The 13782-nt window shown below is 45.1% G+C and carries 9 protein-coding genes and 1 other annotated feature; of the genes, 5 read left to right on the top strand and 4 right to left on the bottom strand.

Translation table 11 applies throughout. The annotated features are described in order from the left end of the window. Positions 1 to 128: 128 nt before the first annotated feature. Together LCL96_RS00670 and LCL96_RS00665 are read right to left on the bottom strand one after the other, a co-directional pair. Complete coding sequence (locus tag LCL96_RS00670) at positions 129 to 1943, bottom strand: sensor domain-containing diguanylate cyclase (RefSeq protein ID WP_224939579.1); 1815 nt, start codon at positions 1941 to 1943, stop codon at positions 129 to 131. A 41-nt stretch (positions 1944 to 1984) separates the two neighbouring features. Next, complete coding sequence (locus tag LCL96_RS00665) at positions 1985 to 2587, bottom strand: hypothetical protein (protein ID WP_224939578.1); 603 nt, start codon at positions 2585 to 2587, stop codon at positions 1985 to 1987. Between the two features lie 322 nt (positions 2588 to 2909). Between LCL96_RS00665 and rpsD the strand changes: the two genes are divergently transcribed. Further along, positions 2910 to 3512, top strand: a complete 603-nt coding sequence (rpsD, locus tag LCL96_RS00660; protein ID WP_034765742.1) for a 30S ribosomal protein S4 — start codon at positions 2910 to 2912, stop codon at positions 3510 to 3512. A gap of 640 nt (positions 3513 to 4152) precedes the next feature. On the opposite strand, the gene tyrS is transcribed toward rpsD, so the two are convergent. Then, positions 4153 to 5415, bottom strand: coding sequence for a tyrosine--tRNA ligase (tyrS, locus tag LCL96_RS00655; protein WP_224939577.1), 1263 nt, complete (start codon positions 5413 to 5415; stop codon positions 4153 to 4155). 54 nt (positions 5416 to 5469) lie between these two features. Then, positions 5470 to 5680 (bottom strand) — a binding site (T-box leader). A gap of 178 nt (positions 5681 to 5858) precedes the next feature. On the opposite strand from tyrS, the gene LCL96_RS00650 reads away from it, so the two are divergent. Continuing rightward, entirely contained in the window at positions 5859 to 8810 is a 2952-nt protein-coding gene (locus LCL96_RS00650; RefSeq protein WP_224939576.1) for a transglycosylase domain-containing protein, read from the top strand. Between the two features lie 271 nt (positions 8811 to 9081). Here LCL96_RS00650 and acsA read toward each other — a convergent pair whose 3' ends face one another. Continuing rightward, on the bottom strand, positions 9082 to 10800 hold the full coding sequence (gene acsA, locus LCL96_RS00645) for an acetate--CoA ligase (protein ID WP_224939575.1): 1719 nt from the start codon (positions 10798 to 10800) through the stop codon (positions 9082 to 9084). A gap of 253 nt (positions 10801 to 11053) precedes the next feature. Here acsA and LCL96_RS00640 point away from each other — a divergent pair, with 253 nt between their 5' ends. From LCL96_RS00640 to LCL96_RS00630, 3 genes are read left to right on the top strand one after another with little or no spacing between them, the layout of a single operon-like run. Further along, a complete protein-coding gene (locus LCL96_RS00640; RefSeq protein ID WP_224939574.1) occupies positions 11054 to 11686 on the top strand; it encodes a GNAT family N-acetyltransferase in 633 nt (210 codons plus the stop codon). Positions 11687 to 11716: 30 nt separating this feature from the next. Then, positions 11717 to 12364: an acetoin utilization AcuB family protein gene (locus tag LCL96_RS00635; RefSeq protein WP_224939573.1), complete on the top strand. Its 648-nt coding sequence runs from the start codon at positions 11717 to 11719 to the stop codon at positions 12362 to 12364. Further along, a complete protein-coding gene (locus LCL96_RS00630) occupies positions 12361 to 13536 on the top strand; it encodes an acetoin utilization protein AcuC (RefSeq protein ID WP_224941246.1) in 1176 nt (391 codons plus the stop codon). The genes LCL96_RS00635 and LCL96_RS00630 overlap by 4 nt, the downstream gene beginning before the upstream one ends. The last annotated feature ends 246 nt before the right edge of the window (positions 13537 to 13782 follow it).

The raw sequence follows: 13782 nt of genomic DNA, 5'->3' as shown, positions 1-13782 counted from the left end.
AAAAAGCAATGCAATTAGTTACATTTACTGTGTCTCGGTGCTTTTAAACACCAATCTTCATGATGAGCTAATTAAAAAGGAAGAACCAAAAATGGCTCTTCCCGATTCATTCTTTATCCAGCATTACTTCAATCACAATCTTTCACTACCTGGTTCTTTCCGTTATTCTTCGCAAGGTAGAGCGCTTCGTCCGCTTTTTTTACTAGTTCCTTCACGGACTTCGGACATGTGTCATCATTTTTTCTCCAAATGGATAAGCCGCATGACAGGGTGACGGATGGATCGGTTTTCAGAGGGGCTTCTTTTATGATGCGCCGGGCGATTTCAAGGCCCTCTTCACGTCCAATGGAAGGGAGATAGGCCGCCAATTCTTCCCCTCCCCATCTGGCAACAAAGCCATGATGACTGACAATGCTTTTGATCAGGTTTGCCACTTCGATGATTACTTCATCACCAATTTGATGGCCATACGTGTCATTGATTGATTTGAAATCATCTATATCAATCAGGAGTAATGTACCCAGTTCATCCTGATTCATGGAGATTTCCATTGTGTCATCCAAATAGTTCCGCGCGAATAATTTGGTCATATGATCGGTGATGACCATATGCTCAAGTTTTTCACGAAGAGTGGCATTGGTGATGGCAAGGGTCGAATGATGGATGAATGACTGCAGAAGCTTATACATATCGAAAGAGAACATATAAGGGTCTTTATGCAGAACCACACAGAATCCGATCAGGGCTTCATTTTGGATCATGGGAGCGGCCATGATCGAAGGGAAGTCTGCCTTTTCGAATCGGTCGCTGACATCTCCTAAAAAGATGGCATCCCTTTCCTTTTCGATGCGTTGCTTTACGTACGAAATATAGTTCCTGCCTTTTTCTTCAAAAAAGACAGACGAGCTTTCGTCCATAATGGTGTACTCCCCTTTTTTCAGGAGTACAAATCCAATGGCGGATGCCTGAAAAGAACGCTTAATCTGTTTCTTTAAGAACATGACGGTTTCCGACAACCGTAAATTCAAATTCAATTGATGGGACGTTTCATTGATGAGTTGAAGATCGGTGATGAGCCTTTTCGACTGTTCATAGAGTTTGGCATTCTCCAGGGCACTCCCCGCCGTATACGCAAGCAGGCGAATGAACTCAATCTTATGATCTGTAAAAGTGTCATGGGACACGGACTTCACTTCAAGGACCCCATAAATCCCCTGCTTTCCTTTTAAAGGTGCGTACAGGACATCCTCTTCCCCTGATTCGATGCTGCCATTCACAAATGCCTGCATGGCTGATTCGTTTGCTTCCTCAAAGTCGAAATTCTTAATAGGGAGTTCCCCGAACTCATACCGGTCATTCGACAATAATAAGTGGAACTCATCTACCGGGAATACCTCTCTCAGCGTCTCGATGATCTGTACGAGAAGCGTGCGCACATCCCTGGTTGAATGGAAAATCTCCGTCACTTTGAATAGTTCCCGATATCTCCTTTCGTCTTCCAGTACAGTCTGGATACCCCCAATATGCTGTAAAAACTGATTGCTCACTTTCCAAAAAGAATGCATCCAGTTTTCATCTGCCCACTCGCCTGTATTCTCTTTTTTCACTAAAAGGATCGCCAGTGGACTTCCATCCTTTTTCGTAAAGTGGAACTTAATGGATGAACGGTCCCTTTTTTCTATTGAAATGGGACGGAGAATATACTCCTCCTTCACTTCAGCAAGTGTAAAGGGAGCCTCCGAATTCTGATCGGGATGATACAGGAAATAAGTCGAGCCTGAATAAAAATATAAAAAAGCCCGATCGATCCCGAGGCAGTCCTTCACAACCGTCAGCCACTTCTGCAATTGAACAGACTGATCTGCGTCCGACGACATTTCTTCATATATTAAATCGAATAGCTTTGACTTGTATTCGTGCAAAGCATGTTGAATTACGTACATATTTCTCACCCACACCTGAAAGGTTTGTGAAACGATTTACTTCATTGGCTCCTGGCCAATACCAGATCCTTTTGAAAGACAACCATCCATATTGAATCGTCTACTGATAAAGAATGAATATCATTCGGTTTCCCGCTTCTATTTGATAGGTTTAGTCGGAGTGATTCCCCTTCATCCCGGGGAATGCCGATGAATCCGTCTTCTTCTATATTAAAAGGATGCCGACTTGTCGTAACGGATGATGGGCCATCCTCCCTTTCTTGCAAAACCTCCAAAGATTCGGAAAACAACACCCAGTTCTTCTCTTCCAACTGGACCCAGATTCCATTATGTTCCTTTGCAATGCTCATTGTTTTCACTGTATTCTGTAACGATACGCTATGTAATACCTTAAAGAAAAATTGGTTATTTCGATCAAGTTCGTATATGACAAGAACCGGCTGCTCCTCGACCATCTTCGCCACCGCGATGACAGGGTTCTCTGTTTCGCTGCCTTTGGACAGGACTTCGGCTTGAATGGAAGATGTTTTCCCATCAACTTTTTTTGATGAGTTGGAGGAGTATAGGAATCCTCCCAAAACGACCAGGAGACACAGACCGATCAATAGAAATCGAAGACGTTTCTCTCTCTTTGATTCTTGCAAATCTGCTCACCTATTTAACATAATTTTCTTCTTTCATTATATCACAACAAATGACTTATGGACTATTTTGTTTTTAGACTTCAAGGAAATTTGAAATACTCTCTTGACTTCCAATCTATCGCGTCATATAATATTCTTTGTGTAAAATAATGCAGCTTCAGTGAAGTCCTTTATGGTCGTATTTTGTTCCTCTACGTTGAGGTGTATCTTGTAACCCTCTGCTGCTAGGGCGAAGGTACATGAAAACAAAATGCACATAATTGTTTATTCACAGGTGTTTTTATTTTACAACAAAATAAAAACAATAAAGGAGGAGTCTCTCATGGCTCGATATACTGGCCCAAGCTGGAAATTATCTCGTCGTCTTGGAATCTCTCTAAGCGGTACGGGTAAAGAATTAGAAAAGCGTCCTTACGCTCCAGGACAACACGGTCCTAACCAACGTAAAAAAATCTCTGAGTACGGTTTACAACTTCAAGAGAAGCAAAAACTTCGTCACATGTACGGAGTAACTGAGCGTCAATTCCGTAACCTATTTGACCAAGCTGGCAAATTACAAGGTAAACACGGTGAAAACTTCATGGCGCTACTTGAGTGCCGCCTGGATAACGTTGTTTATCGTTTAGGTCTTGCTCGTACTCGTCGTCAAGCACGTCAACTTGTTAACCACGGTCACGTTACAGTGAACGGATCTCGCGTAGACATCCCTTCATTCCGCGTTCTTCCTGGTCAAACAATCTCAGTTCGTGAAAAATCACGTAACCTTGACATCATCAAAGAAGCGATGGAAGTGAACAGCTTTGTTCCTGAATTCCTAACTTTCGATGCTGACAAATTAGAAGGTACTTTCACACGCGTTCCTGAGCGTTCTGAATTACCAGCTGAAATTAACGAAGCTCTTATCGTTGAGTTCTACTCTCGTTAATCTTTGTGAAAGAGACACTGTCCATTTTATGGGCAGTGTTTTTTTTGTATGGCTATTTTCATAACATTGTTACTTCTGAATGTAGCGAGTAGTGGTTGATTTCCGCTGAAGGTGCTCGCTTTCCGCGGGGCTGGCGGTGAGCCTCCTCGGGCTAAAGCCCTGTGGGGTCTCACCTGTCCAGCGTTCCCCGCAGGAGTCGAGCACCTTCAGCTCCAATCAACTTTCCAAGCGTAAGTGCCTCACTATAACAGTTATAAATATGTTGAGATTACACACAAAAACAATTTTTCTAATAGTTGCAGAGACCAATTAAAGTTAACAGGCCACTACTCTCCCTTAATTGATATTTCTGAACCATTTTGCTCTGTCAACACTTTCATCACCCTCCGGCATAACCTAAATCACAGAGCTAACTATAGTCTGTACATGAATAAGAAAAATCTTTGCCAGAAGAGCTTTTTACTTTAAGGGTAGGAGAAGCATATATTTTCAAATCCAACACTTTTAATTCAATTTCTCAACTTTACTTTCAAATCTAACACTTTTATTTTCAATTCCGACTTTTCCCCACACAAAAAAAGTACGGCACCCGCTCCACAAAAAGAGAAACGGATACCGCACTGATAGATTCTATTTTCTATTATACGTACTGAACTCTGAAATATTTCTTCTTTCCGCGGCGGATGATCGTAAATTGTCCTTCGATCATATCACCTTCACCCATTACATGCTGAAGATCTGTTACACGCTCTCCATTGATGTAAATAGCACCGTTCCCAACATCTTCACGTGCCTGACGCTTCGATGGGGAGATTTTCGCATTGACGAGTAGATCGATCAATCCGATTTCTTCCCCTTTTGATTGTTCAAAGGATGGGACATCTTTGAATCCTTCCATTATTTCAGAAGCTGATAATGACTTGATCTCTCCGCTGAATAAAGCTTGAGTGATACGGATCGCCTGATCAAGCGCTTCTTCCCCGTGGATCTGCTTTGTCATTTCTTCAGCAAGCGTCTTTTGTGCCTTTCGAAGATGAGGCTCTGTTTCAACGGAAGCAGCAAGCGCATCGATTTCTTCGTGAGAAAGGAATGTGAAGTACTTCAAGTATTTCATCACATCCGCGTCGGCCGCATTGATCCAGAATTGATAGAACTCGTACGGAGACGTCTTCTTCGGATCGAGCCAAACTGCTCCGCTTTCCGTTTTTCCGAATTTACTTCCGTCAGCTTTCGTTACCAGTGGAATCGTGAAGCCAAATGCCTTCGTCTCTTCCTCATGTGTACGTCTGATCAGTTCAAGACCAGTCGTGATATTCCCCCACTGGTCGCTTCCACCGATCTGAAGCTTACAATTGTAGTGATCGTATAAGTGATTGAAGTCCATTGCTTGTAGAATCGTATACGTAAATTCAGTGAAAGAAATACCTGATTCCAAACGGGATGCGATCGTATCTTTCGCCAGCATGTAATTAACACCCACATGCTTACCGAAATCACGAAGGAATGTCACGACATCCATCGCTCCAATCCAGTCATAGTTATTCACCATTACGGCACCGTTTTCCCCTTCGAAATCAAAGATGCTTTGGAGCTGCCCTTTAATGCTTTCCACATTCCCCTGGATTGCTTCCACGGTCTGCAGTTTACGCTCTTCATTTTTCCCGCTCGGGTCTCCGATCAAGCCCGTTGCCCCTCCAACTAAAACAAGAGGACGGTGCCCTTGATTCTGGAAACGGCGAAGCGTCAGGAATGGCAGCAGATGCCCGATGTGCATGCTGTCCGCTGTCGGATCGATTCCGCAGTAAATCGAAATGCTTTCTTTATTCAATAAATCCTTCAATCCTTCTGCATCTGTTTGCTGATACGTGATCCCACGCCATTCCAAGTCTTTAAGTAAATCCATCTCTTTTTCCTCCTTTAGATAAACAAGTAAACAACAAAAAAGTCCCTGCATATATGCAGGGACGCTGTCGCGCGGTACCACCCAAATTAAGGAATAACATCCTTCACTCATTCAAGATAACGGCTTTCACCGTTTGCTGCTACTATCAGGTTCACAGCAAAAGCTCCAGGATGTAATTCATCGGCCATTTGTGTCAGTTCACAGCAACCACTGACTCTCTTCATAACAGGGAAGGCAGACTACTTATTCCTCTCATTGCGTTTATGTTTTGTACAGAAATCCGAACTTATGACGGATTATCATTCATTTCACTATACTAGGTTTTTACCATATTCCAAAATAATAGTCAACTAAACGCGAAACAAATGACCATTTTATTTGACTTTTTACGACAGTCTTCCTGTTATTATGCTATAATGGGAATGTTCTGGGGGGAATGATATATGAAGGAAAAATGGAACAAATTTCTCGAAAAAATAGACCCTGCAATCAGGTTCTTTTCAAATACTAGATTTCAAAAACGAGCAAGAATTACATACGGAGTATTCTGGAACCTGTCACTGATCGTGGTCGTAATTTTTGTATTGGGGTTTGCCTTTGCAGGAGGAGTCGGAGCGGGTTATTTCGCTTCACTTGTCAAGGAAGAACCGATCCGTCCTTATGGCCAAATGAAAAAGGACATCTACAACTATGAGGAAACCTCACGTCTTTACTTCTCTGATGACGTGTATCTGGGGAAACTTCGGACAGACCTGGAACGTGAAGAAGTAAAGCTTGAAGATATTTCGGAAGATCTTCAACATGCCGTCATTGCCACTGAAGATGAATACTTCAACGAACATAACGGTGTCGTACCGAAAGCGATCATGCGTGCCGTACTACAGGAATTCACGAATTCCTCTACCCAATCGGGCGGAAGTACACTCACTCAACAGCTGATCAAAAACCAAATCCTCACGAATGAAGTATCATTTGAGAGAAAGGCGAAAGAAATCCTTCTCGCTCTACGATTGGAAAGATTTTTTGATAAAGATGAAATCCTGGAAGCCTATCTGAATGTGGCGACTCTGGGAAGAAATTCTTCCGGTCAAAACATCGCAGGCGTTCAATCGGCTGCTAAAGGAATCTTCGGAGTGGAAGCAAAGGATTTGTCCCTGCCACAGGCAGCTTTCATCGCCGGTCTTCCGCAGGCTCCATTCTCTTACACACCATTTAAGAATAATGGAGAAGTGAAAGAGAATCTCGAAGCCGGGATGAACCGTAAAAACACGGTCCTCTACCGGATGCACCGTGAAGGATATATTACGCAAAAGCAATATGATGATGCCGTTGCGTATGATATCTCAAAAGATTTTGTAAAGCCGAAGCCATCACCACAGGAGCAATATCCATGGCTGACTGCCGAACTTGAAAGCCGGGCAGTGGATATCATGAAAAATGTTCTTGCCAAAAAAGATGGTTACTCTGAACAGGATCTCGAGAACAATGATGAGCTTGAAGACAAGTACCATACCTTGGCTGACCGCAATGTCCGTCAAAGCGGGTATGAAATTCACTCGACCATCAACAAGAAGATTTATGATCAAATGCAGAAGACAAAAGACGCGTATGATATGTACGGTCCTACAAAAACCATCACGAAAAAAGATCCTGAAACAGGTGAAGATGTAGAAGTGCCCCAACCGGTTCAAGTTGGCGCCGTGATGATTGAGAATAAAACGGGCCGCATCATCAGCTTCATCGGCGGACGTGATTTCAAATTGGAACAGATCAACCATGCCACACAATCACATCGATCAAACGGATCTACTATGAAACCTTTGCTCGCGTATGCGCCTGCATTGGAATACGGTTATATTTCACCAGGCTCACCTATTCCTGATGTTGCTGTCAACATCAATGGCTGGCAACCGGAAAACTACTCGTTCAGAGAGCGCGGACTTTTCCCTGCAAGGTTCGCCCTTGCAGAATCCTTGAATATTCCTGCCGTAAGAACGTATGCGAATATTTATAACCGGAATCCATTTAAAGAGTTTCTACTGAAAATGGGATTCACTTCCCTTTCAAGCAGGTATGACAATAACCTTTCCCTTACTCTCGGGGCAACCACGACGGGTGTCACCGTCGAAGAAAACGTGAATGCCTATACGACGTTCGCAAATGGTGGAAAATTCATCGATGCGTTCATGATTGATAAAATCGTCGATAAAGATGGCACGGTCGTCTATGAGCACAAGGTAGACCCGGTGGATGTCTTCAGTCCCCAAACTGCCTACTTAACCATTGATATGATGAGGGATACACTGGATCATAACCTTGGTACCGGACGATATGCCAAAACATTCTTGAATTTCAGTTCGGACTGGGCCGGTAAATCCGGAACGAGTCAGGATTACAAAGACCACTGGTTTGTGGCAACGAATCCGAGCATCACCTTCGGGACCTGGTTCGGTTACGACACACCTTCGTCCTTGAATACAGCTGCATCCAGAGCTCAATACGGACATTACGGATTACGTAATATCCGTTTATGGTCTTATTTACTGAATGATGTTCGAGACCTGGCTCCAGATCTCATCGATCCCGATGCGTCGTTCCAGCAGCCTGAAGGAGTTGTTAGAAGGTCCTTCTGTTCGATCTCTGGACTGCTTCCATCAGAAGCTTGCAGTCAGGCAGGACTCGTAAAGAGTGATTTATTCAATGCAAAATATGTCCCAACCAAAACGGATGACAGCTTACTCATGAGCCGATACGTGATGGTGAACGGAAAGAAATACTTGGCTCTGCCAAATACACCTGAAGAGTTTTCACAGCCTGGAGTCATCTTGAACCCTGACTTTGTGAAAAACATCTTTGGTTCTGTACCTGGAGATCCAGATAAACTGATTCCGGATGGGGATGAACGATTTAAAAATGTCCTTATCGCGGAAAACAAGATTTCTGATGACGGAGCTGCTCCAGGAACCGTCAAAGCAAGCGGTAACGGTAACAAAATAACCTGGACAGCTTCTGCAAGCGGCGATGTCGTCGGATACCGCGTTTACAGCACATCCGGCAGTAAGGTCGGAAGCGTCAAGTCCGGATCCAGTTATGCTGTATCCGTTGGAAATGGTGAATACTTTGTTGTTGCAGTCGATGTAGCAGGCAAAGAGTCCGCTCATTCCAACACGGTACAAATTGGAACACCGAAACCGAAACCGGATCCTAAACCAGAGAAACCGGGTACAGATCCGAAACCGCCTGGGGACAAACCAACTGATCCCCCGCCAAAACCGGACAAGCCGGACAAACCAGAGCCGCCACCACCAGAGGATGATGGCGGAGGTGACGGAGGCGGAGGCGATGGCGGAACAGAACCGCCGACAGAACCGGGTGAACCACCAGCGCAGAACTAAATCGTGTTGAAAAGAGGGAAACGTGATGACGTTTCCCTCTTTTTTGTTTGTGTGATTAGGCGGTGATGGGGTATTCGTGCCGTTTGGGAGATTTATCTGCCATATTTACGATATATCTGCCGAAAATTCAGGTTATCTGCCATTTATTATTTTTATCTGCCAATTTCCCGATTTATCTGCCATTCGACATAAACCGACCACCTCTACTCCCTCCTCTCCCTCTTCCCCACAACAAAAAAACCCCCACTCATCAAGAGCAGGGGTCCATCTATTAATCTTCCATCGTACTCAAATCACCTGTAGGCAGGTCTAACTCCCATGCCTTCAAGACGCGGCGCATGATTTTTCCGCTTCGTGTTTTCGGCAGTTTGTCACGGAATTCGATTTCCCTCGGTGCCGCGTGGGCTGCTAACCCTTTTTTCACAAACTGGCGGATTTCTTCCTTGAGTTCGTCTGTCACTTCATATCCGTCACGAAGGGCGATGAATGCTTTGATCACTTCACCACGGACTGGATCAGGCTTCCCGATGACACCTGCTTCAGCGACAGCCGGATGTTCAACGAGCTTACTCTCCACTTCGAAAGGACCTACCCTTTCTCCGGACGTCATGATGACATCATCAATCCGGCCCTGGAACCAGAAGTATCCGTCTTCATCCATGTAAGCAGAATCCCCTGATACATACCAATCGCCCGGCATGAAGTATGATTCATATTTCTGAGGGTTATTCCAGATCTGGTTCATCATCGATGGCCAGCCTTTTTTGATAGCCAGGTTCCCCATTCTGTAAGGAGCCACTTCATTTCCTTGGTCATCGACGATCGCGGCTTTGATACCAGGGAATGGTTTCCCCATGGAGCCTGGTTTGATCTCCAAGCTCGGATAGTTACAGATCAACTGTCCGCCTGTTTCTGTCATCCACCACGTATCATGGATGCGAAGGTTGAAGACTTTCATCCCCCAACGGACGACCTCCGGATTTAACGGTTCTCCTACGCTCAGGATGTGACGAAGCGAACTCAGGTCGAATTGCTTTACGACTTCATCCCCTGCACCCATCAGCATTCTAAAGGCAGTCGGTGCACTGTACCAGACCGTCACACCATAGTCTTCAATCGTTTTATACCAGTTCTCGGGCTTGAAGCGTCCCCCTACGATGACATTGGAGGCACCTGTCAGCCATGGACCGAAAATACCGTACGAAGTCCCTGTGACCCAGCCTGGATCCGCCGTACACCAGTACACATCTTCTTCCTGAAGATCCAGTACCCATTTGGACGTTTGATAATGTTGGATCATCGCGTTATGAACGTGAAGGACCCCTTTAGGCTTACCTGTCGAGCCTGATGTATAGTGAAGGATCAGTCCATCGTTCCGGTCCACCCACTCCACAGAAAGCTTATCGCTCGCTTCTGCAAATTTACTCATAAAGTCCACATGAACATCGTCTTCCTCGACATCTTCCCCAACCAAGAAGACATGCTTCAGATTCGGCAGTTCGCTTACGGGTACTCTCTTCAACAGTTCAGGAGTGGTGATCAGTACTTTTGCTTCACTGTCCTCCAGGCGATCCCGGACGGCCCCTTCCATGAAGGCTTCAAACAATGGCCCCACGATGGCCCCCAGTTTGATTGCCCCAAGTACGGAGAAATATAGTTCAGGAGATCTCGGCATAAAGATGAAGACACGGTCACCTTTTTCAACATCCCCGAATCGCTTTAATACATTCCCAGCTTTATTCGACATCTTCTTCATATCAGAGTACGTATATTTTTCATCACGTTCTGCATCTCGGTAATAAAGAGCGACTTTATTTTTCCTGAAAGATACTGCATGTCGGTCGATCGCTTCATGTGCCAGATTGACCCGACCTGTTTCCGCCCATGAAAATTCTTTCTCGACGTCTTTCCAATCGAATGATTCGTACGTATTTTCATAGTTTTCAAGATTATAGTTTCCCTTTGTCACTGGTAACGCTTCCACTTTCATATACCGCATCCCCCTTATGTAAGAAATTACAATCTTATTATAGTATAAAACCGATATTTTCTCAATTTTTTAAAAAATCTGCCATGTAGTGTATTTCGATGATTTTTGCTAAAAACCCCTTTAGAATGCTGTCTTCTATAGGTATTCCAGAATAACATCTCCCATCAAAACGTCTGAATTTTTCGTGAAAGCGCTCTCTCTTTTTTAATTTCATGTATAATGAAATGGAGGAATATCTTTAGGTGGTGTCCAGATGAAATTGAAAAAAACCTATAATGCAACAGAATTAAAAACGTCAAAAGGAAACATCATTATTGAAGGTCCGATTTCGGCGGAGGAATTATCCCGTCTTGATTTCCATGAGGACCTGGTCGCTTTCAGACCTCCTGCCCAGCAGCACAAAGCACTTGTAGAAATCGCTAGTTTACCAGAAGGGCGAATCCTGATTGCCAGGGACAATCATACGATCGTCGGGTATGTTACATATTTATATCCTGATCCCCTTGAACGTTGGTCACAGGGAAAAATGGAGAATCTGATCGAGCTTGGTGCAATCGAAGTCATTCCTAAATTCCGCGGGGCGGCCGTCGGAAAGAATCTATTAAAGGTATCCATGATGGATGATCATATGGAAGACTTCATCGTCATTACAACTGAATATTACTGGCACTGGGACCTCAAAGGAACCGGTTTGAACGTATGGGAATACCGGAAAGTGATGGAGAAGATGATGAACGCCGGCGGATTGGAATATTATGCAACCGATGACCCTGAAATCAGCTCCCATCCGGCAAATTGTTTAATGGCGAGGATCGGAAAAAGGGTGGATGCAGATTCCATTCAACGCTTCGACCAGCTGCGGTTTATGAATCGTTTCATGTATTAACGTAACAGTTTTCTAGAAGGGGTGGAGAACGTGATTGTAGAAGAAATAATGAAAACGACAATCGAAACATTGAAAGCCGACGATACGATTGAATCGGCCATCAAATTGATGCGGGACAAAAAAATCAAGCACATCCCGATCACCAATGACGATATGGAAGTCGTCGGAATCGTGAGTGACCGTGATGTGAAGGACGGGACGCCTTCCATTTTTCATGATGGGCCAAGTACTTCCGAGTTACAAAACCCTCTTAAATTCATCATGAAGACGGAAGTGATCACGGGACATCCACTGGATTTCGTCGAAGAGGTCGCGGCTCTTTTTTATGAGCATCATATCAGCTGCCTTCCGATCCTAAAGGAGAACAAACTCGTCGGGATCATTACCGAAACAGACCTGCTGTATACGCTTATCCAATTGACCGGCGCCCATCAGCCCGGCTCTCAAATCGAAGTGAAGGTCCCCCATAAGGCGGGCATCCTCTATGAAGTGGCAGGAATCATCAGACGGAACAATTCCAATATCCAGAGCGTCCTCGTTTATCCGGATAAAAAGGACGAAGCATTTAAAATCCTTGTATTCCGGGTACGGACGATGAATCCGATGAACGTGATCAGCGATCTTAAGAAAGAAGGATATGACGTGTTATGGCCAAACATGCCGGGAATCTCATCATGACCAAGGATGCGGTCTTTATCTATTCAGATGAGCTCCTCGGGTACCGGTTCTCTGATGAGCATCCCTTCAATCAAACCCGGATCACGTTGACGATGGATTTGCTGAAAGAAGTGAATGCCCTTCAACCGGATGAGATCGTCCCCCCGAGGATGGCTACAGATGAAGAGTTATTCCTTAATCATGATCCAAGCTATGTAAACGCTGTCAGGAGAGCAAGTTCAGGCCAGCTTTCTCAAGACCAGGCTGAAGGATTCGGAATCGGAACAGAGGATACCCCGATGTTTCAAGGCATGCATGAAGCGAGTGCCTATTTAGTTGGGGGTACGTTGACGGCAGTAGATCAGGTCATGACCGGTAAAGCAAAGCATGCCCTTCATCTCGGGGGCGGTTTGCATCACGGCTTCAAAGGAAAGGCATCGGGCTTCTGTATTTATAACGACAGCTCCGTAGCCATCCGCTATCTACAGGAAAAGTACGGGGCAAGAGTTCTGTATGTCGATACCGATGCCCATCATGGGGACGGGGTTCAGTGGTCATTCTATGACGATCCGACTGTCTGCACCCTGTCCATTCATGAGACTGGGCGATACCTCTTCCCCGGGACAGGCAACATTAATGAGCGCGGTCACGGAAAAGGCTACGGGTATTCATTCAATATCCCTCTCGATGCCTTCACCGAAAATGAATCGTGGCTCGATGCGTATGAAACGTCTTTCCGGGAAGTGATGGAATACTTTAAGCCCGACGTCATCCTAACCCAGAACGGGGCAGATGCACACTATTATGATCCCCTTACCCACCTTTCGGCCACCATGGATATTTACCGGGAAATCCCCCGCATCGCACATGAACTAGCACATGAGTATTGTGACGGAAAATGGATTGCCGTTGGTGGCGGAGGCTATGACATATGGCGGGTCGTGCCGAGAGCGTGGAGTCTGATATGGCTGGAAATGACCGGCAGGATGAACCACACCTCTTCCTTCCCTGAGAAATGGATTGAACGTTGGCAGAATAAAGCAGGCGTCCCCTTACCAACACAATGGACGGACGCCCCTGACATCTACAAGCCAATACCGAGGAAAGATGAAATCACTGAAAAGAATAAACAGACCGTTGAAAAAGCCCTTTATTCCATTCGGCAACAAATGAGACAAAAACCAACTAGTTAAAAGAAAAGCGGAGGCGGCTTGGTCAGGCCCGACAAGCATAAGACGAACCAACCGGAAAGGCGCTTTTTGCCTTTTTGGTTGGTTTGACTTATGACCTCGAGGGACTAGCCGCCGGAGCTGGACAACAGAAAAGCGGAGGCGGCTTGGTCAGGCCCGACAAGCATAAGACGAACCAACCGGAAAGGCGCTTTTTGCCTTTTTGGTTGGTTTGACTTATGACCTCGAGGGACTAGCCGCCGGAGCTGG

Source organism: Rossellomorea aquimaris, from assembly GCF_020172085.1.
Taxonomy (GTDB): Bacteria; Bacillota; Bacilli; order Bacillales; family Bacillaceae_B; genus Rossellomorea; species Rossellomorea aquimaris_E.
The sequence above is the reverse complement of the archived record's forward strand: the minus strand, read 5'-3'. Positions and strand labels throughout refer to the sequence as shown.